The 21,858-nt window shown below is 72.5% G+C and carries 21 protein-coding genes; 10 read left to right on the top strand and 11 right to left on the bottom strand.

Annotation, left to right across the window (positions count from 1 at the left end):
* The first annotated feature begins 173 nt into the window (after nucleotides 1–173).
* Together F6W97_RS28205 and F6W97_RS28200 are read left to right on the top strand one after the other, a co-directional pair.
* A complete protein-coding gene (locus F6W97_RS28205; protein ID WP_155373580.1) occupies nucleotides 174–404 on the top strand; it encodes a hypothetical protein in 231 nt (76 codons plus the stop codon).
* A gap of 14 nt (nucleotides 405–418) precedes the next feature.
* Nucleotides 419–880, top strand: a complete 462-nt coding sequence (locus tag F6W97_RS28200; protein ID WP_155373579.1) for a hypothetical protein — start codon at nucleotides 419–421, stop codon at nucleotides 878–880.
* 41 nt (nucleotides 881–921) lie between these two features.
* On the opposite strand, the gene F6W97_RS28195 is transcribed toward F6W97_RS28200, so the two are convergent.
* Nucleotides 922–1,308, bottom strand: a complete 387-nt coding sequence (locus F6W97_RS28195) for a DnaJ family domain-containing protein (RefSeq protein WP_155373578.1) — start codon at nucleotides 1,306–1,308, stop codon at nucleotides 922–924.
* Nucleotides 1,309–1,571: 263 nt separating this feature from the next.
* Here F6W97_RS28195 and thrS point away from each other — a divergent pair, with 263 nt between their 5' ends.
* From thrS to lon, 3 genes are all read left to right on the top strand, one after another.
* The gene (gene thrS / locus F6W97_RS28190) at nucleotides 1,572–2,819 is read left to right on the top strand and encodes a threonine--tRNA ligase (RefSeq protein ID WP_155373577.1); all 1,248 of its coding nucleotides are present in this window, start codon (nucleotides 1,572–1,574) and stop codon (nucleotides 2,817–2,819) included.
* 148 nt (nucleotides 2,820–2,967) lie between these two features.
* Nucleotides 2,968–3,774 carry a hypothetical protein gene (locus F6W97_RS28185; protein WP_155373576.1) on the top strand — a complete coding sequence of 269 codons (807 nt, stop codon included), beginning with the start codon at nucleotides 2,968–2,970 and terminating at the stop codon, nucleotides 3,772–3,774.
* A gap of 170 nt (nucleotides 3,775–3,944) precedes the next feature.
* Complete coding sequence (lon, locus tag F6W97_RS28180) at nucleotides 3,945–6,308, top strand: endopeptidase La (RefSeq protein WP_155373575.1); 2,364 nt, start codon at nucleotides 3,945–3,947, stop codon at nucleotides 6,306–6,308.
* 70 nt (nucleotides 6,309–6,378) lie between these two features.
* On the opposite strand, the gene F6W97_RS28175 is transcribed toward lon, so the two are convergent.
* Entirely contained in the window at nucleotides 6,379–6,582 is a 204-nt protein-coding gene (locus tag F6W97_RS28175; protein WP_144124622.1) for a cold-shock protein, read from the bottom strand.
* 189 nt (nucleotides 6,583–6,771) lie between these two features.
* On the opposite strand from F6W97_RS28175, the gene F6W97_RS28170 reads away from it, so the two are divergent.
* Nucleotides 6,772–7,437, top strand: a complete 666-nt coding sequence (locus F6W97_RS28170) for a class I SAM-dependent methyltransferase (RefSeq protein WP_155373574.1) — start codon at nucleotides 6,772–6,774, stop codon at nucleotides 7,435–7,437.
* On the opposite strand, the gene F6W97_RS28165 is transcribed toward F6W97_RS28170, so the two are convergent.
* Nucleotides 7,434–8,204 carry an AAA family ATPase gene (locus F6W97_RS28165; protein ID WP_155373573.1) on the bottom strand — a complete coding sequence of 257 codons (771 nt, stop codon included), beginning with the start codon at nucleotides 8,202–8,204 and terminating at the stop codon, nucleotides 7,434–7,436. The two genes, F6W97_RS28170 and F6W97_RS28165, sit on opposite strands and share 4 nt — an antisense overlap.
* Before the next feature lie 71 nt (nucleotides 8,205–8,275).
* On the opposite strand from F6W97_RS28165, the gene F6W97_RS28160 reads away from it, so the two are divergent.
* Nucleotides 8,276–9,217, top strand: a complete 942-nt coding sequence (locus F6W97_RS28160; protein WP_196279368.1) for a DUF5996 family protein — start codon at nucleotides 8,276–8,278, stop codon at nucleotides 9,215–9,217.
* Nucleotides 9,218–9,226: 9 nt separating this feature from the next.
* Nucleotides 9,227–10,576, top strand: coding sequence for a chloride channel protein (locus F6W97_RS28155; protein WP_155373572.1), 1,350 nt, complete (start codon nucleotides 9,227–9,229; stop codon nucleotides 10,574–10,576).
* Between the two features lie 106 nt (nucleotides 10,577–10,682).
* On the opposite strand, the gene F6W97_RS28150 is transcribed toward F6W97_RS28155, so the two are convergent.
* From F6W97_RS28150 to dhaK, 7 genes are all read right to left on the bottom strand, one after another.
* The gene (locus tag F6W97_RS28150) at nucleotides 10,683–12,122 is read right to left on the bottom strand and encodes a M1 family metallopeptidase (RefSeq protein ID WP_230687045.1); all 1,440 of its coding nucleotides are present in this window, start codon (nucleotides 12,120–12,122) and stop codon (nucleotides 10,683–10,685) included.
* A gap of 38 nt (nucleotides 12,123–12,160) precedes the next feature.
* Complete coding sequence (locus tag F6W97_RS28145; protein WP_155373570.1) at nucleotides 12,161–13,861, bottom strand: glycerol-3-phosphate dehydrogenase/oxidase; 1,701 nt, start codon at nucleotides 13,859–13,861, stop codon at nucleotides 12,161–12,163.
* 10 nt (nucleotides 13,862–13,871) lie between these two features.
* Nucleotides 13,872–15,389, bottom strand: coding sequence for a glycerol kinase GlpK (glpK, locus tag F6W97_RS28140; protein ID WP_155373569.1), 1,518 nt, complete (start codon nucleotides 15,387–15,389; stop codon nucleotides 13,872–13,874).
* A 40-nt stretch (nucleotides 15,390–15,429) separates the two neighbouring features.
* Complete coding sequence (locus tag F6W97_RS28135) at nucleotides 15,430–16,299, bottom strand: MIP/aquaporin family protein (protein ID WP_155373568.1); 870 nt, start codon at nucleotides 16,297–16,299, stop codon at nucleotides 15,430–15,432.
* Between the two features lie 227 nt (nucleotides 16,300–16,526).
* On the bottom strand, nucleotides 16,527–18,107 hold the full coding sequence (locus F6W97_RS41295; RefSeq protein WP_155373567.1) for a putative PEP-binding protein: 1,581 nt from the start codon (nucleotides 18,105–18,107) through the stop codon (nucleotides 16,527–16,529).
* Nucleotides 18,107–18,751 carry a dihydroxyacetone kinase subunit DhaL gene (gene dhaL / locus F6W97_RS28125; protein WP_155373566.1) on the bottom strand — a complete coding sequence of 215 codons (645 nt, stop codon included), beginning with the start codon at nucleotides 18,749–18,751 and terminating at the stop codon, nucleotides 18,107–18,109. Before dhaL ends, F6W97_RS41295 begins: the two co-directional genes overlap by 1 nt.
* 2 nt (nucleotides 18,752–18,753) lie before the next feature.
* Nucleotides 18,754–19,752 carry a dihydroxyacetone kinase subunit DhaK gene (dhaK, locus tag F6W97_RS28120; RefSeq protein WP_155373565.1) on the bottom strand — a complete coding sequence of 333 codons (999 nt, stop codon included), beginning with the start codon at nucleotides 19,750–19,752 and terminating at the stop codon, nucleotides 18,754–18,756.
* 209 nt (nucleotides 19,753–19,961) lie between these two features.
* On the opposite strand from dhaK, the gene dhaM reads away from it, so the two are divergent.
* Both dhaM and F6W97_RS28110 read left to right on the top strand, forming a co-directional pair.
* Nucleotides 19,962–20,354, top strand: coding sequence for a dihydroxyacetone kinase phosphoryl donor subunit DhaM (dhaM, locus tag F6W97_RS28115; protein WP_155373564.1), 393 nt, complete (start codon nucleotides 19,962–19,964; stop codon nucleotides 20,352–20,354).
* Nucleotides 20,338–20,598 carry an HPr family phosphocarrier protein gene (locus F6W97_RS28110; protein WP_155373563.1) on the top strand — a complete coding sequence of 87 codons (261 nt, stop codon included), beginning with the start codon at nucleotides 20,338–20,340 and terminating at the stop codon, nucleotides 20,596–20,598. Before dhaM ends, F6W97_RS28110 begins: the two co-directional genes overlap by 17 nt.
* A gap of 202 nt (nucleotides 20,599–20,800) precedes the next feature.
* Here F6W97_RS28110 and F6W97_RS28105 read toward each other — a convergent pair whose 3' ends face one another.
* A complete protein-coding gene (locus F6W97_RS28105) occupies nucleotides 20,801–21,769 on the bottom strand; it encodes an aldo/keto reductase (RefSeq protein ID WP_155373562.1) in 969 nt (322 codons plus the stop codon).
* Nucleotides 21,770–21,858 lie beyond the last annotated feature (89 nt).

Raw genomic sequence — 21,858 nt, 5'->3', positions numbered from 1 at the left:
CATTCCGGCGCCTGGATCGCCTTGACATCGGCCCAGGATATAGACCGACCGCCAACCGGTTGATCGATGCGTTCACCTGCCTGGAATCGGATCAGCGGGGCCACGGGCACGGGCTGACGCCCTGTCCGTGTGGAGGTCTGCGGCGCTGGCCGGTGCTCGGTACCATGCCCGCCGTGATCCCCCTCCGACCGATCGTCCGCACCCGTGTCGTCGTCCTGCTGGTCCTGGCGCTCGCGGCGGCTGCCCAGCTCCTCACCGACCGGGGCTTCGAGCCGTTGCAGGTGGTTGCGCCCCTGGCCGGAATGGTCGTGAACGCGTACTGGCTCATCCGCCCGAACGGGCAGGCCACGGCTTTCACGGTGCGGACCGGGCGTTCGTCGCGTCGTCACGTTCGGCACGCCTGATCGCCATCGCGATGGTGTGCCTGCAGTCCCGCACCATCTTCGGCGAAAGGGTCGTTGACGGCCCCGTCGGCAACCTGATGATCGCGATCTCCGGCACCTGTGTCGCGGTACTCATCGGGATGGTCTGGTGTGACCTGCCCCGGCTCGAACTGCGCGCCGAAGGCATCCACCTGCCAGGACTCCGCGCCTTGGACATCCCCTGGGAGGCGCTGGCCCCCGGGTTCCCGCAGCGCCCCACGATGCGCAGCTGGCTGCTCCGCCTGACTGTCGCCCGGCTCGAACTCCTGCCGGTGCGTATGCGGCGCCGCCCGATGCTTTCGCTCGGCTGGGACACCCACCCGTGGCTCGTCGCGGGGGCGATCCGGTGGTACGTCGAGCACCCTGAGGACCGTGTCCGCATCGGCACCCGAGCCGAACACGACCGGCTGGTGTCGATGCTCCGCGCATCCACCGAAGCGGCCACCCCGGTGGCCTGACGCGCCGTGGCGGTCGCCCCCGACCGCGGTGACGGCTGCGGTCAGCGGCCGCGGCGGGCCCGCCACTGGCGCACCGCGGCGTCGGCGTCGACCAGGGCCAGGGCCACCGCGGGACCGGCCAGCTCGCCCCGGTGCGCGCGGACGATCCGGACGTTCAGTTCCGCGATGTACGTGCGTACCGCCTGCTCCGAGGTCTTCTTGGCGACCGCTTCGGGCAGGTCCTCGACGTCGCGGCGCAGCAGCAGGGTGGCCGGGATCGCCGCGGACAGGTTCTCGCGCTGGACGAGGTCGCGCAGCCACCAGTCATCGGGCAGCGTCTCCCCCGCCCCGGGCAGCGGCTTGCCCGCGCCGGGCAGGTCGTCGAACTCGCCGCGCTCCTGCGCCTCACGGATCTGCTTGTCGATGCTCGACTCGTACCAGTGCGCCACCGCTCACCCCCGGGTGATCGACTCCTCGATCCGAAGGTACCCCGGTGACGGATATCGCTTGCCCAGGGGTGCGGCGGGCACGTTATCGTGCTCGGTATGCATCAGCACGCGGTCAGCACGACGACGCCGGGACGTCCCGGCGCTTGTACGCGTTGACCTGCTGATCTTTCAGTCGACCGTCGGCCCCGGGGCACACGCCCCGGGGCCGGCGCGTATCCGCCCCCACGTGTGCTCCGGGCCGTTGAACTCCCCAGGAGCACACCGTGAAGGACCACCGCCGCCTCGGCCGCGACCTCGAGATCTACCACTCCGACCCGATGATCGGCGCGGGGCTGCCGCTGTGGCTGCCCGCCGGCGCCGCCGCCCGCCACGCGATCGAGGAGCACGTGCGCGAGGAGGAACGGCTCGCCGGATACCAGCACGTCTACTCCCCGCCGATGGCCAAACGCCAGATGTTCGAAAAGTCGGGACACCTGGCCAAGTTCGCCGACGACATGTTCCCGGCGATGTCCGAGGACCCCGACGCGGCCGCCGACGACCCTGAGGCGCTGATGCTGCGCCCGAGCCTGTGCCCGCACCACGCGATGGTGTTCCGCTCCCGCGGCCGCTCCTACCGCGAGCTGCCGGTGCGCATCGCCGAGCTGGGCGGCATGTACCGCGCCGAGCGCTCCGGCGTGGTCGGCGGGCTGAGCCGGGTGCGGGCGATCTCGCTCAACGACGCGCACGTGTTCTGCTCACTCGACCAGGTCGGCGCGGAGGTCGCGCTGGTCCTGGCCATGTGCGCCCGGATCCATCCGGCGCTCGGTTTCGCCGCCGACGGCTACCGGCTGTCGCTGCGCGGGCCGGGAGCGGGCTACCTGGGCGCGGACGCCGACTGGGCGCGGGCCGAAGCGCTGCTGCGCGACGCCCTGGTGCAGGCCGGGGTGCCGTTCGAGGAGGTCCCGGGCGAGGCCGCGTTCTACGGGCCGAAGATCGATATTCAGGTGCGCGACCTCGCCGGGCGGGAGTCCACCCTGGCCACCGTGCAGGTGGACTTCGCGCAGCCGGAGCGCTTCGACCTGTCGTACACCGACCGCGACGGCAGCCCGGCCCGGCCGGTGATGGTGCACCGCAGCATCGTCGGCAGCATGGAGCGGCTGATGGCGCACCTGCTGGAGGTGCACCAGGGCGCATTCCCGGCCTGGTACGCCCCTGTGCAGCTGGCCGTGGCCCCGGTCGGCGAGGCGCAGGACGCGGCCGCACGGCTGTTCGCCGAGCAGGCGCTGCGCGCCGGTCTGCGGTCGTCGCTGAGCCTGGACGGGTCGCTAGGCCTGCGCATCCGTGAGGCGTCCCAACGCCGGGTGCCCTATCTGGCCGTCATCGGCTCCCGCGAAGCCGACTCGGGCGAGGTCTCGCTGCGCCTGCGCGACGGCCGGCAACTGCCGCCGATGCCGTACGCGCAGGCCCTGGCCCTGATCGGCGGCGCGGTCGCGACCCGCTCGCCGGAACTCGCGCCCGCGCCGGTGGCATGAGCGACGCTGCGGCCACATCCCAGGAGTTGTGGCCACAACTCCTGGGATGTCCGCACCGGGACAGACACCTCCGTGCCCGTGGCAGCGACTTCGAACCACTCGGAACGGTTAGCAGGGTGACAATCCCGCGTCAAAGGAGGAATCGCCCATGAGGTCGTCGCGCGTGCTCGGGTACGGGCTGGGAGTTTGGCTCGGCATGGTCGGCATCTCGCTGATCCTGCTGCCCGCCGAGGGCAAGCACGAGGCCCTGTACGAGTCGGTCAAGCTGACCACGATGGTGGCGCTGGTGCTCGGCTTCGCCATCCGCTACCTGCGCCGGCGCCCGGAGGCCGCAGGCCCCGAGGGCGTGCTGGTCGGCCTCGTCTGGGCGGCCGTCACCACCGCCGGTGACCTGGGCCTGTACCTGGGCGGCGCGTTCAACATCGGGCTCGACGTGTACTTCACCGACGTCGCCTCCTCGTACTCGGTGATGCCCGTGATCACCGGCCTGGCGATCGGCCTGCTCGCCCCCAAGCCGTCCACCTTCCCGGCCGCAGCCGAGCCCGCGGCAGCGACGGCAGAGTCGGCCGCGCACGCGGCGGTCGGCGCGCCCGCGGCCGTGCCCGCCGCCACGAACGACGTGGCGCCCTCGCAGGCGACCGTTGCCGAGCCTGCGCAGGCGGTCGCCACGGCCGAGATCACGCCGGTGCAGGCGGTCGCCACGGCCGAGGTAGCGCCGGTGCAGGCGGTCGCCGCCGAGGTCGCGGCCCAGGTCGCGCCCCAGCACCCCGGCCGCGCCGGAGCCGGCGCGCAGCTGGATGTCGACACGGTCGAGCTGCACACGATCCCGGACGCGCCCGCCGTGCCGGTGCCCGCGCCGAGCCACGCCGAGGCCAGCCTCGTCGCCGCCGGACCCGCCGCGCTACCCGCCGAGGAGACCGACCGCCCGATCTACATCCCCCGCGGCAACTGCTGACGCGACCCCACGGGAATCCCAACCCGCCCGAGACGGTTGCCGCCCACGTGCCCCCTGCGGCGCAGCGGTGCGATGTGGTGTGGGTCACAGGGGTTGGTTGAGGGAACAACCAAGGTCGTCCTGGACTTGAGTGGGTAAGACTCAAGTTCACAGGATGGCAGGTGTCGAAGATGACCACACTCCCCGTTCTTCCCCTGGATGACGCCGTCCTGCTGCCCGGCAACGTGGTGGCGGTGGCGCTCCAGCCGGACACCCAGGCCGCGATCGACGCGGCGCGGGCTTCCGGTGACAAGACCGTGCTGGCCGTGCCCCGCCTCGACGGCGAGTACGGCACGTACGGCGTGACCGCGGTGATCGAGAAGGTCGGCCGCCTCCCCAGCGGAGAGCGTGCCGCGGTGCTGCGCGGTGTGACCCGTGCCCGTATCGGCTCCGGTGTGCCGGGTCCGGGCGCCGCGCTGTGGGTCGAGGCGACCCTGGTCACCGAGCCGGAACCGGCCGGCCGCGCCAAGGAGCTGGCCCGCGAGTACAAGGCCCTGGTCGTCGCCGAGCTGCAGCAGCGCGGCGCGTGGCAGGTCGTCGACGCCGTGGAGCGGATGACCGACCTGGGCGAGCTGGCCGACTCGGCCGGGTACGCCCCGTGGCTGACGCTGGCGCAGAAGGTCGAGCTGCTCGGCTCGCCGGACGTGACGGCGCGGCTGGAGCTGCTGGTCGGCTGGGCGCGTGGGCACGCGGCCGAGCAGGAGGTCTCCGAGAAGATCAACAGCGAGGTGCGCGAGGGGCTGGAGAAGTCGCAGCGCGAGTTCCTGCTGCGCCAGCAGCTGGCCGCGATCCGCAAGGAGCTGGGTGAGGACGAGCCCGAGGGCTCGGCCGACTACCGGTCCCGGGTGGAGTCCGCCGACCTTCCCGCCAACGTCCGCGAAGCGGCCATGCGCGAGGTGGGCAAGCTGGAGCGCGCCAGCGACGCCTCCCCGGAGACGAGCTGGATCCGCACCTGGCTGGACACGGTGCTGGAGATGCCGTGGAACGTGCGCACCGACGACAACACCGACCTCGCCGCGGCCCGGGCGGTGCTGGACGCCGACCACGCGGGCCTCGACGACGTCAAGGAGCGCATCCTGGAGTACCTGGCGGTGCGCAACCGCCGCGCGACCCGCAACCTGGAGAAGGTGGGCGGACGCGGCTCCGGTGCGGTGCTGGCCCTGGCCGGTCCGCCCGGGGTGGGCAAGACCAGCCTCGGCGAATCTGTGGCGCGGGCGCTCGGGCGCAAGTTCGTCCGGGTGTCGCTGGGCGGCGTGCGCGACGAGGCGGAGATCCGCGGTCACCGGCGCACCTACGTCGGCGCGCTGCCGGGCCGCCTGGTCCGGGCGCTGCGTGAGGCAGGTTCGATGAACCCGGTGGTGCTGCTGGACGAGGTCGACAAGATCTCCGCGGGGTACGCCGGCGACCCGGCCGCGGCCCTGCTGGAGGTCCTCGACCCGGCGCAGAACCACACCTTCCGCGACCACTACCTCGAGGTCGACCTCGACCTGTCCGACGTGCTGTTCCTGGCCACCGCGAACGTGGTGGAGACCATCCCCGGCCCGCTGCTGGACCGGATGGAGCTGGTCACCCTGGACGGCTACACCGAGCAGGAGAAGGTCGCCATCGCCCGGGACCACCTGCTGCCGCGGCAGCTCGACCGGGCCGGCCTGACCGCCGGCGAGGTGTCCATCAGCGACGGCGCGCTGGGGGCTATCGCCGCCGAGCACACCCGCGAGGCGGGCGTACGCCAGCTGGAGCGCGCGCTGGCCCGGATCCTGCGCAAGGTCGCCGTCAAGCAGGCGGACGACAGCGCGCAGGTGCAGGTCGACAACGGCAACCTCAAGGAGTTCCTGGGCCGTCCCCGGTTCACGCCGGAGTCGGCGGAGCGCACCGCCACACCGGGTGTCGCGACCGGACTCGCGGTCACCGGAGCGGGCGGCGACGTGCTGTTCATCGAGGCGACCTCGATGGACGGTGAGCCGGGGCTGACCCTGACCGGCCAGCTCGGCGACGTGATGAAGGAGTCGGCGCACATCGCGCTGTCGTACCTGCGCTCGCACGGCCGCAAGCTGGGGCTGGACCCCAACGCGCTGGCCGGGCGGCGGATCCACCTGCACGTGCCCGCGGGCGCGGTGCCCAAGGACGGCCCGAGTGCCGGCATCACCATGGTCACCGCACTGGCGTCGCTCGCGTCCGGACGTCCGGTCCGGCCGGAGTTCGGGATGACCGGCGAGGTCACCCTGAACGGGCGGGTGCTGCCCATCGGCGGCGTCAAGCAGAAGCTGCTGGCGGCGCACCGGGCGGGCCTCACCGAGGTGATCATCCCGGCCCGCAACGAGCCGGATCTGGACGACGTTCCGGCGGACGTGCGGGAGGGTCTGACGATCCACGTGCTGTCCGATGTCGCCGACGTGCTGGCGCTCGCGCTGCGTCCGGCCGAGCCCGCCGAGGGCATGGCGCAGGCCGGTGACAACGCCGGCAACCCCGTGGCACCGGCGCTGGCCGGAGCCTGACGAACAGGGGCGAACGGGAAGGGCGTCCCCACCACCTGTACGGTGGTGGGGACGCCCTTTGCTGCACTGATCAGAGCGGGTGGACGTTAGCCGCCTGCGGGCCCTTCTGGCCCTGGGTGACCTCGAACTCGACCTGCTGGCCCTCTTGGAGCTCGCGGTATCCGCCACCGGAGATGGCGGAGTAGTGGACGAAAACGTCCGCACCCCCGCCGTCCTGCTCGATGAAGCCGAAGCCCTTCTCAGCGTTGAACCACTTGACGGTGCCGGTTGCCATGAATCCCTCTCACGGGGCCGTCGACTGCCCCGCACCGCACTGCGCGGTGCGGCTATTGCCCCACAACCGCTGACCCTAGCGCGCCATGCACGGGAAGGATGACTTTTGCCGACGAACAGGGCGATTCTGCGACCGATCGAGCGCCGGATCGGGCATGCTGGGCGAGTGACAGGTCGCGTTGATTACGCAATGCATGACCTCAAGGACAAAACACTCTCGGTGCACAGCGACGGTCTCGACCGGCTCTCGCTGATGCCGGTGCCCCTCGTACCCGAGATCCGCCTGCACCTCGCGGTCGACGCGATCGTGTGGTGGGCCCGGATGGAAGCCGAGGCGGGGCAGGCCCTGGCGACCCCGTTCTGGGCGTCCGCCTGGGCCGGCGGCCAGGGCGTGGCGCGGTACGTGCTCGACAATCCCGAGGTGGCGCACGGACGCCGGGTGCTCGACCTCGCCGCAGGCTCCGGCCTGGTCGGGATCGCGGCCGCACTGGCCGGCGCAGCCACGGTGACCGCCAACGACATCGACCCGTACGCCATCGCGGCGGTCGAGCTCAACGCGCGGGCCAACGGGGTGACCGTGACAGGCCGACAGGGCGACCTGCTCGACGGTGACGGCGGTGACGCCGATCTCGTGCTGGCCGGCGACGTCTTCTACAGCGACGAGATGGCCGAGCGGGTGATGCCCTTCCTGCGGCGCGCCGCCGACCGCGGCGCGCGGGTGCTCGTCGGCGATCCCGGCCGGGACTACCTGCCCACCACGGAGCTGGCCCTGGTGGCGACCTACGACACCGGCAGTGCGTTGACCTTCGTCGACGCCCAGCTCCACCGCGTCAACGTCTTCCAGCTCGGCGGCTAACCAGCCGCGCCGCTGCTGTCCGGGTCCGACCCGGACAGCAGGTGGTGCAGGTACACCTGCGGCTCGGCGAGGAACGAGCGGGTCAGCGCGACCGGCTCGGCCTCGTCGAAGCCGACCGGGGTGATCCCGCCGCCGCTGTCGAGCTGCAGGATGCGCGCCCCGGGCACGGCCAGCAGGATCGGCGAGTGGGTCGCGATGACGAACTGCGAGCCCTGGCCGGTCAGCTCCTGGATGCGGGCGATGACGGCCAGGCAGCCGTACACCGAAAGCGCCGCCTCCGGCTCGTCGAGCAGGTACAGCCCCTGCGCGCCGAACCGGTGCGTGACCAGGTCCAGGAACGACTCGCCGTGCGAGCGCTCATGCAGGTTGCGCCCGCCGTAGGAGCCCTGCACGTCCAGGCGCTCGATCTCGGTGGCGACGTTGTAGAACGACTCCGCGCGCAGGAAGAACCCGGTGCGCGGCTTGCGCAGGCCGCGTACCAGCGTCAGGTGCTCGCCGAGCACGGACTCGCTGGCCCGGGTGGCGAAGTTGAAGTTCTGCGAGCCGCCCTCCGGGTTGAACCCGGCCGCCACCGCGATCGCCTCGACCAGGGTCGACTTGCCGGTGCCGTTGTCGCCGACCAGGAACGTCACCTTCGGGTCCAGCTCCAGCCGCCCGGCCTTGCGCAGCCCCGCCACCACCGGCAGCGCGAACGGGTACGCCGTGGTGTCCACCCCGTCGTCGTCGAGCTCGACCCACCGCAGGAACCCGCCACCCGCCTTCGCCATCCCCCGACCGTATCGCCGCCCGCCCCGCCGAACCGCCGCCGCGCCCGGCCCGGGTCCGGCATGCTGGGAAGGTGACCAGCAAGGGAGTCTGGCCTGCGTTGACGCTGGCGGAGTGGTCGGACACACGGGACACGCTGCACCTGTGGACCCAGGTGGTGGGCAAGGTGCGGCTGGCGCTGGAGCCGATGATCAACCATTGGTGGCAGGTGCCGCTCTACGTGGACGTCCGCGGTTTCACCACCTCGCTGATGCCGTACGGTTCGGCCGGGCTGGAGATGACGTTCGACTTCCAGCGGCACGTGCTCGACCTGCGCACGACGGGCGGCGAGCGCCGCGAGGTGGAGCTGCGCCCGCGCAGCGTCGCCGATTTCTACGCGGCCGTGATGCAGGCGCTGGACTCGCTCGGCATGCCGGTCGACATCATGGCCCGGCCGGTGGAGCTGCCGGTGGCGATCCCGTTCGCCGACGACGAGCAGCACTGCGCGTACGACCCGGAGTACGCCCACCGGTTCTGGCTGGCGACGGTGCAGATGCACCGGGTGTTCACCGCGTTCCGGGCCCGGTTCCAGGGCAAGGTCAGCCCGGTGCACCTGTTCTGGGGCGCGCTGGACCTCGCGGTGACCCGGTTCTCCGGCGAGGAGGCCCCGCCGCATCCGGGCGGGGTGCCCAACTGCCCCGACCGGGTCAGCCGGCTGGCCTATGACCACGAGGTGAGCAGCTGCGGCTTCTGGCCGGGCGGCGGGGCCGAGGGCGCCTTCTACTCGTACGCCTACCCCGAGCCGCCCGGCTTCCAGGCCTGGCCGGTCCTGCCCGAGCAGGCCGTCTACGACATGGAACTGGGCGAGTTCCTGCTCCCGTACGAGGTCGTACGCACCGCCGAGGATCCGGACGCGACCCTGATGGCGTTCCTGCAGTGCACCTACGAGGCCGCCGCCGAGCTCGCCGCCTGGGACCGGAACGCGCTGGAGGTCTCCGCCGCCGTCTACGCGAGATCCTCGGGCGGCAGCGCATAACGTGGTGACATGTCGGACATTGCACCGCAGGAGGCAGCGGACCGCGAGACAGCACTCGTCCGGCAACCGGAATACCTGCGGGTCCTCGGAATCGCCGGGCTGCTGGGCGTGCCCGTGTCGCTGGTGGCCTTCGGCTTCCTGGCCCTGCTGCACGCCGCCGAGCACCGGATCTGGCACGACCTCCCGCACGCGTTGACCGGCGGCGACTCCCCGCCCTGGTGGTGGCCGCTGCCGCTGCTGGCGCTCGCCGGACTCGGCGTCGGCGCGGTGGCCCGCTGGGCTCCCGGCCACGGCGGGCACACCCCCGCCGACGGCATGGGCGGCCCGCCGCCGACCCCCGCACAACTGCCCTGGGTCCTGGTCGCGGCGCTGATCAGCCTGCCGCTGGGCGCGGTGCTCGGGCCGGAGGCGCCGCTGATCGCCGGTGGCGGCGGGCTGGCGCTGCTGGCCGCGCACCTGTTCGGCATCGAGCCCGGCAGCCGTCCGGCGCTGATCGTCAGCGGGGCGGGGGCCGCGGCCGCCATCGCCGCGATCTTCGGCAGCCCCGTGGTCGCCGCGGTGCTGCTGATCGAGATGGTCCAGCTCAGCGGTGCGGCACTGTCGGCCGTGGTGATCCCCTGCCTGCTGGCGGCGGGCGTCGGCTCGATCGTGTTCACCGGCCTGGGGCTCTGGTCGGGGCTGCCCATCGGCTCGCTGAACCTGCCGATCCCCGCCGTCCCCGTCCGGCCCGACCTCGGCGACCTGCTGTGGGCGCTGCCGCTGGCCGTCGTCGCGGCGGTCGGCATCCGGCTGGTACGCGGCCTCGCCAGGCGCCTCGTCCCGCGGGTCACCGCCCGGCCGCTGGAACTGACGGTGCTCGCCGCGCTCGGCGTGGGCGCGTGCGCGGCCGCGTACGCGCTGATCACCGGCCGGTCCCCGGCGGAGGTCGCCCTGTCGGGCCAGCAGATGCTCGCGGGGATGTCGGCCGACCCCACGGTCTGGCCGGAGACCGCGCTACTGGCCCTGGTCCTGTTCAAGGGCCTCGGGTACGCGCTGTCGCTGGCCGCGCTGCGCGGCGGCCCGATCTTCCCGGCGGTGACCCTGGGCGGCGTGCTCGGCGTGCTGGCCGCCCCGCTGCCCGGCTTCGGCGCGGTCCCCGCGATGGCCGCCGGCATGGCCGCCGCCACCGTCGCGATGCTCCCGCTGCCCGTCAGCGCCGTAGTCCTGGTCGTCCTGCTCCTGGGCCCGGCCGGCTTCTCCATGACCCCGGTGGTCCTCATCGCCACCGTCGTCGCCTTCATGACCGAACAACTCGCCGAACACGGCCTCTCCCGCCGCCGACCCCCGCCCACCGCCCCCTCCACCCGGCGCAACTCTTAAAGAGTCGCGGCCTGCGGACATGCCTGATGCCGCGACTCTTTAAGAGTCGCGGCACCGAGGCGGCGGGCGACGCGGGGCGGGGCGGGGCGGGGCGGCGTGGGGCGGGTTATTCGGGGCGGGTTTTGCCGTAGAGCCAGGGGTGGAAGAAGGCGTCGAGGGGGCGGGCGGCGATGCGTTCGGCCAGGGTGATGAACTCGGCGGTGCTGGCGTTGCCGTCGCGCTGCTCGGCGGTCCAGGTGCGCATGATGGTGAAGAACTTGTCGTCGCCGACGAGTTTGCGCAGGGCGTGCAGGGTCATCGCGCCGCGCTCGTAGACGCTGCTGGAGAAGATGCCGTCGCTGCCCGGGTCGGCGGTGGGCACCCGCCACATGCGGTCCTTGCGGTCCTTGTAGCGCCGGTCGTAGTGCTCCTGCACGGTACGGCCGCCCTGGTGCTCGTCCCACAGCCACTCGGCGTACGTCGCGAAGCCCTCGTTGAGCCACATGTCGCGCCACGACTGCACGGAGACGCTGTCGCCGAACCACTGATGCGCCAGCTCGTGCGCCAGGATGATCGTGTCCGGGCCCTTCTCCCAGGTCTTGGGCAGGTAGATGGGGCGGGTCTGGTTCTCCAGCTCGTCGGTGACCCGGTTGTCGCCGACCACGATGCCGCCGTACGCGTCGAACGGGTACGGCCCGAACAGGCTCTCCAGGAAGTCGGCGACCTCGGGGGTGCGGGCCAGGTTACGGTCGGCCTCCCCGGCCGGGACGGTGGAGGCCACCGCGTAGACCACCGGCTTGCCCCGGTGCTCGGTCTGCGTCACCCGGTAGTCGCCGACGACCATGGTGGCCAGGTAGGACGCCATCGGGGCGGTGACGTTCCAGCTCCACGTGGTCCAGTCGCCGTCGGTCTTCTTCCCCTTGAGCACCCCGTTGCTCAGCCCGCTGAGCTTGTTCGGCACGGTGACGTCGATGGTGTAGAGCGCCTTGTCCCGCGGGTGATCGTTGACCGGGAACCAGGCGGCGGCGGACTGCGGCTCGCCGACCGCCACCGCGCCGTCCTTGCCGACGAAGAATCCGTTGTGGTCGGCGTCGCGCTCCGGGCTGTCCCCCGGGTTGCCGTGGTACGCGATGACGGCGGTGAACGCCTGCCCCGAGTCGATGTGCTTCGTCGGCGTGATCACCAGCTCGTCGCGGTCCCGCCTGACCTCGGCCGGGTCGCCCTCGACCACCACGGAGTCGACGGTCAGCCCGATGAGGTCCAGGTGGAAGCGGTCCAGCGGCACGGTGGCCTGGGCCTTGACGGTGGCGGTGCCGTCGAGCCGGCCGGAGGCGGGGTCGAACTTCACCTTGAGCCCGTACGAGGCGACGTCGTAGCCGCCGTTGCCGTAGTTCGGGAAGTACGGGTCGCCTACCCCGGCCAGGTCGACCTCGGCTGGGGTGTCGGCCTCCAGGCCGGGTTCGAGGCCCATCGGTCCCGGCCGGGCGGGCGGCGGTGAGCCGCTGCACCCGCCCAGCAGCAGTGCGCCCGCCACGAGCGCGGCGCTCCAGATCCTGACATCACGCACGGCCGGGACAATTCGCATGAAATCACATTAGAGCGCCCTCAGCCAAGATCGGGCGCAGCCAGCCGAACCTGCTCCGCCGACTCGTCGTCGGGCTCCTGCTGCGACTGCCGCTCGGCCTCCACGCGGGCCGCGTACACCTCGGTCTCCTCCTCGATCTCCTTGTCGGACCAGCCGAGCACCCCGCCCATCAGCCGGGCCACCGTCGGGGCCGCCTGCACCCCGCGCGACCAGGTCTCGATCGACGCCCGGGTACGCCGGGCCAGCACGTCGTCGACGTGCAGCGCGCCCTCGTGCGAGGCGGCGTACACCGCCTCCGCGCCCAGGTAGTCGTCGGCGCCGGGTAGCGGCTCGGCCAGCGACGGGTCCTCGGCCACCAGGCGCAGCACCTCATGGATCATCGAGCCGTACCGGTTGAGCAGGTGCTCGATGCGCACCACGTGCAGGCCCGACTCCTGGGCCAGCAGGTGCCGCCGGTTCCACAGCACCTTGTAGCCCTCCGCCCCGGCGAGCGGCACCTCGTGCGTCATCGACTCCGGGACCCGCTGGTCCAGGCTGCGCACCGCCTCGTCGACGGCGTCCTTGCCCATCACCCGGTACGTCGTGTACTTGCCGCCGGCGATGACCACCAGCCCCGGCACCGGGTGCCCGACCAGGTGCTCGCGGGACAGCTTGCTGGTCTCCTCGGACTCCCCCGCCAGCAGCGGGCGCAGCCCGGCGTAGACGCCCTCGACGTCGGCCATGGTCAGCTTGGTGACCAGCACCGAGTTCACGTGCTCCAGCAGGTACTTGATGTCGTGCGCGGTCGCCGCCGGATGGGCCAGGTCCAGGTTCCAGTCGGTGTCGGTGGTGCCGACGATCCAGTGCCGTCCCCACGGGATCACGAACAGCACGCTCTTCTCGGTGCGCAGGATCAGCCCGGTGCGCGACTGGATGCGGTCGCGCGGCACCAGCAGGTGCACGCCCTTGGAGGCGCGCACGTGGAACTGCCCGCGGGTGTCGGCCATGCGCTGCGTCTCGTCGGTCCACACGCCGGTCGCGTTGATCACCTGCTGGGCGCGGATCTCGTAGGTCTCGCCGGTGAGCACGTCCTCGACCGTCGCGCCGACCACCCGCTCGCCTTCGCGCAGGAATTCGACGATCTTCGCCCGGTTGGCGACCATCGCGCCGTACGACGCCGCGGTGCGCACCACGGTCATCGTGTGCCGGGCGTCATCGACCTGGCCGTCGTAATACTGCACCGCGCCGACCAGCGAGGCCTTCTTCAGGCAGGGTGCCTCGCGCAGGGCCCGGCGATGGCTCAGGTGCCGGTGGTGCGGCACGCCGCGGCCGTTGCCGGTGCCCAGGCCCATCAGGTCGTACAGCAGCACGCCCGAGCCGACGTACGGCCGCTCCCACACCCGGTGGGTGAGCGGGTAGAGGAACTTCACCGGCTTGACCAGGTGCGGGGCGAGGCGGGTGAGCAGCAGCGCCCGCTCCTTCAGCGCCTCGGCGACCAGCCCGAAGTCCAGCATCTCCAGGTAGCGCAGGCCGCCGTGGATCAGCTTGCTGGACCGGCTGGACGTGCCCGAGGCCCAGTCCCGCGCCTCGACCAGGCCGGTCCGCAGGCCGCGGGTGGCCGCGTCGAGCGCCGCGCCGGCCCCGACCACGCCCCCGCCGATGACGAGGATGTCCAGCTCACGGGCGGCCATGTCGGCCAGCGCCTGGCGGCGCGACTCAGCGGAAAGCGCGACGACGTCCATGCTGGGCCCCTTACCCGACCTCGACCCAGTTCAGGGTCCGCTCGACGGCCTTCTTCCAGCCCTGATAGCCCACTTCGCGCTGCTCGTCGGTCCAGGTCGGCTCCCAGCGCTGATCCTCGTGCCACTGCTCGCGCAGCTGGTCGGTGTTCTGCCAGAAGCCCACCGCGAGCCCGGCCGCGTACGCCGCGCCCAGCGCCGTGGTCTCGGCGACGACCGGCTTGCTCACCGGCACGTTGAGGATGTCGGCCTGCAGCTGCATGCACAGCTTGTTCGCGGTGATGCCGCCGTCGACCTTCAGGAACTCCAGCCGTACGCCGGAGTCCTTCTCCATCGCCTCGACCACGTCGCGCGACTGGTAGCAGATCGCCTCCAGGGCGGCGCGGGCCAGGTGCGCGTTGGTGTTGAAGCGGGACAGGCCCACGATCACGCCGCGGGCGTCGGAGCGCCAGTACGGGGCGAACAGGCCGGAGAACGCGGGCACGAAGTACACGCCGCCGTTGTCGTCGACCTGCCGGGCCAGCGACTCGCTCTGCGCCGCGCCGCTGATGATGCCGAGCTGGTCGCGCAGCCACTGGATGGCCGAGCCGGTCACCGCGATGGAGCCCTCCAGGGCGTACACGGCGGGCTGGTCGCCGAACTTGTAGCAGACCGTGGTCAGCAGGCCCGCCTTCGAGCGCACCAGCTCGGTGCCGGTGTTGAGCAGCATGAAGTTGCCGGTGCCGTAGGTGTTCTTCGCCTCGCCGGGCGAGAAGCACACCTGCCCCACCGTGGCTGCCTGCTGGTCGCCCAGTGACGCCGGCAGCGCCACCTCCCCGGCGAACGGCCCGCCGGCCCGGGTCATGCCGTACAGCGACGGGTCCGACGACGGCCGGATCTCCGGCAGCATCGCGCGCGGGATGTCGAAGAACGACAGCAGCTCGTCGTCCCAGTCCAGGGTCTCCAGGTTCATCAGCATGGTGCGGCTGGCGTTGGTCACGTCGGTGATGTGCACGCCGCCGTCGGAGCCGCCGGTCAGGTACCACAGGGTCCAGGTGTCGGTGTTGCCGAACAGCGCGTCGCCGCGCTGGGCGGCTTCGCGTACGCCGTCGACGTTCTCCAGGATCCACTGGATCTTGCCGCCGGAGAAGTACGTCGCGGGCGGCAGCCCGGCCTTGCGCCGGATGGTGTCGCCGCGGCCGTCGCGGTCCAGCGCGGAGGCGATGCGGTCGGTGCGGGTGTCCTGCCACACGATGGCGTTGTAGTAGGGCCGCCCGGTCTTGCGGTCCCACACCACGGTGGTCTCGCGCTGGTTGGTGATGCCGACCGCGGCCAGATCGGAGGCCTGCAGCTTGCGCTGGGACAGCGCCGTGCGGATCACGGCGCTGGTCCGCTCCCAGATCTCCAGCGGGTTGTGCTCCACCCAGCCGGCCTGCGGCAGGTACTGCTTGTGCTCCAGCTGGTGCTTGCCGACCTCGTTGCCGCCCCGGTCGAAGATCATGAACCGTGTGCTCGTCGTCCCCTGATCGATCGCACCCACGAAGTCAGCCATCTCGCGTCCTCTCCCTGTACGTCGTCCTGGTCGGCACGGCTCACGCGTCGTTGTCGGACGTGCCCGACTCCTTCACCCCGACCGTGCCGACCGGCGTGCTCGCCTCTTCCACCTGCTCCACCGTGAGATACCGGCCGACCAGGAGGTGGTACAGCCAGGCGCCCAGCGGCCCGCCGATGAGCGGGGCCACGATCGGCACCCAGAAATAGAGATTCCCATACTGATCTCTGAAGGCGGACTCGTAACCGGTCAGATAAGACGCCAGCCGGGGCCCGAAGTCACGGGCCGGGTTGATCGCGTAGCCGGCCGCGGTGCCCCAGGCCATGCCGATCCCGACCACCAGCAGGCCGATCATCAGCGGGGCCAGGTTGGCCAGCGGCGGCAGGTTGAGCAGGTCGGTGAGCGCCAGCACCACGAACAGCAGGATCGCCGTGCCGATGATCTGGTCGCGGAACGCGCCCCAGGTGCCGATCGGCAGCGAGCCGTTGCCGGGCAAGGTGGAGAAGACCCCCTGCGTCTTCATGGTCAGCCCCGGGTCCACCTGGTGCAGCGTCTCGGTGTAGTTCCACCGGACGATCAGCGCCGCCACGAACGCGCCCAGGAACTGCGCGACGATGTAGGGCAGCACCTTCACCCAGGGGAATCCCTTGAACAGCGCCAGCGAGAACGTCACCGCCGGATTGAGGTGCCCGCCGCTGATGCGCGCGGCGACGTACACACCCATCGTCACGCCCAGGCCCCAGGCCCAGGCGATGCTGTCGTGATCGCCCAGCCCGCCGCCGACGACCTGCGCCACCACGCCGACACCGAACAAGATCAGGATCATGGTGCCGGCGAACTCCGCGCTCAGCTCGCGCCACAGGCCCTTCCTGGCGATCGCCTTCTCTGCTGCCGTCCCGGAACTTGCCATGTCTGTCCGCCCCCCAGAGGTGTCCGCGGGTAGGGGCGGCGGCGAGGCCGTGCGGCGTGTGCGTCGTGTGCCGTCGCGCGGCAGGAAAACCGCCGCCGACCACCGAAAACGGTGATCCACTCGCGCTACGTGTCCAGCATAGAACGAATCGCGTCCGGCCTGGATCGCTCTCCGATACCCGCTGCCGGGTATGCGTTCGTCGGGGGTGATGACGCACTGAATGGGGTTTATTCCCCGGGCTCCAGCGTCGTGTCACGAACCGCGGAACGCACCTCGTCCAGGGCCGTCGGCGCCGCCGACAGGGTCCGGCAGCCCGCCGACAGCAGCAGCGGCACCAGCACCGGGTCGCCGGCCGCGTCGCCGCACACCGACACGTCCCGGTCGTGCCGGCGGCCCGCGCGCACCACCGCCACCACCGCGGCCAGCACCACCGGGTCGGCGATCCGGCCCGGCGTCAGCGCCGGATCGCGCCGGTCCAGCCCGAGCAGCGCGGCGGTCAGGTCGTTGCTGCCGATCGACAGGAAGTCGGCCGCGGCCGCCAGCTCGTCCACCACCGCCACCGCCTCCGGCAGCTCGATCATCGCGCCCAGCGGCGGCGCCGGCACCCCGCGCGCGGCCGCCGCTGCCGCCAGCAGCTCCCGGCAGCGGTCCAGCTGGGCCACCGAGACGACCATCGGAATCATGACGCGCAGCAGTGCCCCGTCGGCCTCGTCCAGGATCGCCGCGAACTGGTCCGCCAGCGACCGCGGCTCGTCCAGCATCAGCTCCAGCCCGCGGTGGCGCGACGAGGTGCCCCACAGGAACGGCGGCAGCTTGTCCGGCGCGAAGTCCAGGGTGCGCACCGTGGCCCGGTGCCCGGCCAGCGCCGCCAGCACCGGCCGCAGCGCGGCGGCGTGCTCCTCGCGGGTCGGCCAGTGCCGCGTGTGCAGGAACGCCACCTCGGTGCGGATCAGCCCGGACCCCTGCGCCCCGGCCGCCAGACCCGCCACCGCGTCGGCCGCGGTCGAGACGTTGACCAGCAGCGTCACCGCAGTGCCGTCCCGGGTCACCGCCGGCTGGTCGCGCAACGCCGCCAGCTCCTCACGCCGCACCCGGGCCGCCGTGGCGGCCCGCTGGGCGGCCTCCAGCCGGTGCGGCGTCGGCGACACGGTCAGCGTGGCCACGACCGCGTCCAGCACCGCCTGGCGGCCCGCCGACGACGCCGGCACGCCCACCCCGAACAGCAGCGGCACCCCCAGTGCCCGCGCCACGATCGCCACGTGCGCGTTCGGGCCGCCCAGCCGGGACACCCCGCCCACCACCGTCGCCGACGGGTCGAGCAGGTCGTCAGCTCCGAGCTCCTCGGCGACCAGGATCACCGGCTCCTCGTCCGGCCCACCGGGCGGCGCGGCCCCGGACCGCAGCTGCTCGACCACGCGCCGGCCGATCTGGCGCACGTCGGCGGCGCGGGCGGCCAGGGTCGGATCCGACAGCGCCGCCAGCACCCTGGCGTACCGCTCCGCCGCGTCGAGCACCGCCCGGTCCGCCGGAGTCCCGTTCTCGACGCCGCCGATCGCCGCCGAGCGCAGATCGGGGTCGTCGGCGATGAGGGCGGTCGCCTCCAGGATGTCAGCGGGCGTGCCGTTCTCGCCGTGCCCCCGCATGGCCTGCGCGGTGCAGCGCAGCCGGGCCGCGACCGCGTCGAACGCCGCCCCGACCTGGTCCGGGGTGGCGGTCGCCGACTCGCCGTTGGCCCCGTACGCGAGATGGCGCAGCCGGCCCACCGCGACCCCCGGCGCGCCCGCCACCCCGCAGTAGACCTCGGCCATCACGGCGCCGCGGCGGCGTCGGCCAGGGCCTGGAAGATGAGCCAGGTCGAGGTCGCGCCCGGGTCCTGGTGCCCGATGCTGCGCTCGCCGAGGTACGACGCGCGCCCCTTGCGGGCCTGCAGCGGCACCGTGGCCCGCATGCCCTCGGCGGCCGCCGCCGCGGCGGCCCTGGTCGCCGCGGCCAGCCCGCCGTCACCGTCACCGCCGTGCTGTCGCAGCGCCGCGTCGTACGCGTCCACCGCCGGCAGGTACGCGTCCACGATGGTCTTGTCGCCGGGCGCCGCCCCGCCCAGCTTGCGCAGCGCCTCCAGGCCCGCGCGCAGCCCCGCACCGAACGCGGCCGCGTCCACCTCGGGCCCGTCCGGCAGCGCCTTGCCCAGCGCCCGCAGCGCGCTGCCGTACAACGGCCCGGACGCCCCGCCGACCTTCGACACCAGCGTCGAGCCGGCCAGCGTGAACACCGCGCCCACCCCGTCCGGCGCGGCTCCGGCCAGGGCTGTGCGCACCGCGCCGAACCCGCGGTTCATGTTCACGCCGTGATCGGAGTCGCCGATCGCGGCGTCCAGCGTGGTCAACTGGTCCGCCTGGGCCGCGATGGCGTCCGCTGCGGTGTCCAGCCAGGCCTTGGCCAGCGCGACGTCCATCGTCAGACCCCCCAGCGCAGCGCGGGCGTACGCACCGGGGCGTCCCACAGCCGCAGCAGCTCCGGATCGGCCCGGCACACCGTCAACGACATGCCCGCCATGTCCAGGCTGGTCACATAGTTGCCGACGAGATTGCGCGCGATGCGCACCCCGGCCGACTCCAGCAGGCCCGCCACCTCGCCGTAGAGCAGGTACAGCTCGATCAGCGGGGTCGCGCCCAGCCCGTTCATCAGCACGATCGCGTCCTCGCCCGCGGCGACCGGCTTGGCCGCCAGGATCGCCTCCAGCGTCATCGTGGCGATGTCACGAGCCGGCCGGAGCTTCTCACGGCGGCGGCCCGGCTCGCCGTGGATGCCGACGCCGACCTCCATCTCGTCCTCGCCCAGCTCGAAACCGGGCCGCCCGGCGGCGGGCGTGGTGCACGGGGTCAGCGCGATCGCGAACGAGGCGCTGGCCTCGTTGACCCGGGTGCCCAGCGCGGCGACCGCGGCGGCGTCGCCGCCCTCCTCGGCCAGCGCCCCGGCGATCTTCTCGACCAGCATCGTCGCGCCGGTGCCGCGGCGGCCCGCGGTCCAGGTGGAGTCCTCCACCGCCACGTCGTCGTCGACGAGCACCGTGAACACCTCGATGCCCTCGTCGCCGGACAGCTCCGCGGCCATCTGGAAGTTCATCACGTCGCCGGTGTAGTTCTTCACGATGTGCACCACGCCCGAGCCGGCGTCGACCGCCTTTGCCGCGGCGAGGATCTGGTCGGGCACCGGCGAGGTGAACACCTCACCCGGGCAGGCCGCGTCGAGCATGCCCAGCCCCACGAACCCGGCGTGCAGGGGCTCGTGGCCCGATCCACCGCCGGAGATCAGCCCGACCTTGCCGGCCCTCGGCGCGTCGGCCCGGACCACGATCTGCTGCTCCAGGTCCACCCGCAGCTCCGGATGGGCGGCGGCCAGTCCCACCAGCGCCTCACGGACCACCGCGTCAGGATGGTTGATGAACTTCTTCACGGCCGGGCTCCCTTCACTGCGCTAGTGGCTCGTCCCGGTGGTCGGCCCGGACGGCGGACCGCCTCGGACTCCCCACCAGCGTCGCCCCGGGCGCGTCGCGGCAGCCCGGGACGCGACCGTCGCGCCACCGGCGGGCGTCGTAAGTCCATCCTGCCCCGACCGGCGGCAGTGTGCCCGGTTTACCGGTGCGCGCGGGCTACCATCCCCACATGAGCGGCACCGTGGGCCTGGTCCTCGTCTCGCACAGTCCCGATCTGGCGGCCGGACTGCGCGAACTGCTGCGGCAGGTGGCCGGCGACGCGGTCGCGGTGACCGTCGCGGGCGGCGACGACGACGGCGGCCTGGGCACCTCGTACGAACTGATCCGCGACGCGATCGCCGAGGCCGGCTCCGGCGAGGGCGTGGTCGTCCTGCCCGACCTGGGCAGTTCCGTGCTCACCGCCAAGGCCCTCCTGGCAGACCATCCCGACCCCAGGGTGCGCCTGGTCGACGCCCCCTTCGTGGAGGGCGCGGTCGCCGCCGCCGTCATCGCGGCCACCGGCGCCGACCTGGACACGGTCAGCGTCGCGGCGGAGGAGGCCTGGCATGCCCGAAAGCTCTGAGACCACCGTGGTCCTGCCCGCCCACCTGCACGCCCGCCCCGCCGGCCAGGTGGTCGTCACCGCCGCCAAGTTCACCAGCACCGTCGAGATCGTCTACGGCGCCAAGACCGCCAACGCCCGCGGCGTCCTGGCCCTGCTCGCCCTCGGCGCCACCGCCGGGGAGACGGTCACCGTCCGCGCCACCGGCGACGACGCCCCGCAGGCCGTATCCGCCGTGGCCACCGCCCTCCAAACCACCGAGTGAGCGAAGGACCGGCACCTTCACCTCGCCATGCGTAGCGGAAGGGCACCTGCTTGACGCCTGCTGGCGGGAGCTGCCGGTCAGGGTGGGTGGCGCGGCGTCGCGAGCCCGTTTTTCATAGACGTTGGCCTATTAGATCGAGAATTCGTAGATCATAATCGATCCAATAGGCCAACGTCTATGAGGAAGGCGCCGGCGTCGCGCGTCAGCTCCAGTGCAAGGTGGAGCGGTGCTTCCAGTACTCGTCGGCGGGCTCGGCGAGGGCCGCGAGCCGGGACAACTGGTCCTCGGTCAGGCGCAGCCCGGCGGCGGCGAGGTTGCTCGCGAGCTGATCCGTCGTCGCCGCCCCGGACAGCACGATCCCCGACCACGGCTGGTGCAGCACGGCCGCCAGCGCCACCGCGTCCTGCGACGCGCCGGTCTCGGCCGCCACCTCGGCCAGCACCTTCAGGTCCGGTGACCGCACCGCCAGGCGGCCGTTGGCCATCGCCTCCTTGACGATCACCTCGCAGCCGGCGGCACGGGCGGCCGCCAGCGCCCGGCCCGCGGACGGCTCCAGCAGGTTCCAGGTGGCCTGCACGCTGCGGAACAGCGGCACCGCGTCGACCTCGATCCGCAGCGCGGCGTCGATCGCGTCGGCCTGCCGCGGCCCGCTGCTGGAGAAGCCGACGGTCACCCCGGCCGCGGCCAGCTCGGCCAGGCGGCGGTGCAGCGCGGTGTCGGCCAGCGCCGGGCTCTCCACGGTCAGCGAATGGATCTGGTACAGATCCAGCCGCTCCCCCAGCAGCTGCCGAGTCTCGCCGAGCTGGCGCTCGTACACCGCGAGGCTGTGGTCCTTGGTCTCGTGCACCTCGGCGTCGACCCGCCAGCCCCCCGTGTACGTGTAGCCCCACTTGCTGCCGATCACCATGTCGGGCACGTCGCGGGAGTCCAGCCACCCGGCGAGGAACTCCTCGGCGCGGCCGTACGAGCGGGCCGCGTCGGCGTACCGCACCCCTGCCGCGTACGCGGCGTCGAGCAGCTCGTAGCTGCGCTCCCGCAACGCCTCAACCGTCCGCGGGGAGGGCAGATCCCGGTCCCGGCCCAGGTTGATGTACCCCGGCCGCCCCACCGCCGCCAGCCCGAATCCGAGCCGGGCGACGGGGCTGCTCAGGTCGAGCCGGTCCAGCGACATGCCTACATCATTCCGCCTGCTCCGGCGGCCGTCGATGCGACTTACCGCGGAACCCGTCCGCGCCGCGTGACCGCCCGGTAGCGTCCGAG

The sequence above is a fragment of the Catellatospora vulcania genome (assembly GCF_009720385.1).
Taxonomy (GTDB): domain Bacteria; phylum Actinomycetota; class Actinomycetes; order Mycobacteriales; family Micromonosporaceae; genus Catellatospora; species Catellatospora vulcania.
The sequence above is the reverse complement of the archived record's forward strand: the minus strand, read 5'-3'. Positions and strand labels throughout refer to the sequence as shown.

Coding starts and splice junctions, on each gene's coding strand:
- glpK (WP_155373569.1), bottom strand. CDS start 15,389: ATGGCTGACTTCGTGGGTGCGATCGATCAGGGGACGACGAGCACACGG.
- dhaM (WP_155373564.1), top strand. CDS start 19,962: ATGAGCGGCACCGTGGGCCTGGTCCTCGTCTCGCACAGTCCCGATCTG.
- lon (WP_155373575.1), top strand. CDS start 3,945: ATGACCACACTCCCCGTTCTTCCCCTGGATGACGCCGTCCTGCTGCCC.
- dhaL (WP_155373566.1), bottom strand. CDS start 18,751: ATGGACGTCGCGCTGGCCAAGGCCTGGCTGGACACCGCAGCGGACGCC.
- F6W97_RS28175 (WP_144124622.1), bottom strand. CDS start 6,582: ATGGCAACCGGCACCGTCAAGTGGTTCAACGCTGAGAAGGGCTTCGGC.
- F6W97_RS28105 (WP_155373562.1), bottom strand. CDS start 21,769: ATGTCGCTGGACCGGCTCGACCTGAGCAGCCCCGTCGCCCGGCTCGGA.
- F6W97_RS28155 (WP_155373572.1), top strand. CDS start 9,227: ATGTCGGACATTGCACCGCAGGAGGCAGCGGACCGCGAGACAGCACTC.
- F6W97_RS28170 (WP_155373574.1), top strand. CDS start 6,772: ATGCATGACCTCAAGGACAAAACACTCTCGGTGCACAGCGACGGTCTC.
- F6W97_RS28135 (WP_155373568.1), bottom strand. CDS start 16,299: ATGGCAAGTTCCGGGACGGCAGCAGAGAAGGCGATCGCCAGGAAGGGC.
- F6W97_RS28145 (WP_155373570.1), bottom strand. CDS start 13,861: ATGGACGTCGTCGCGCTTTCCGCTGAGTCGCGCCGCCAGGCGCTGGCC.
- F6W97_RS28165 (WP_155373573.1), bottom strand. CDS start 8,204: ATGGCGAAGGCGGGTGGCGGGTTCCTGCGGTGGGTCGAGCTCGACGAC.
- F6W97_RS41295 (WP_155373567.1), bottom strand. CDS start 18,107: ATGGCCGAGGTCTACTGCGGGGTGGCGGGCGCGCCGGGGGTCGCGGTG.
- F6W97_RS28110 (WP_155373563.1), top strand. CDS start 20,338: ATGCCCGAAAGCTCTGAGACCACCGTGGTCCTGCCCGCCCACCTGCAC.
- F6W97_RS28185 (WP_155373576.1), top strand. CDS start 2,968: ATGAGGTCGTCGCGCGTGCTCGGGTACGGGCTGGGAGTTTGGCTCGGC.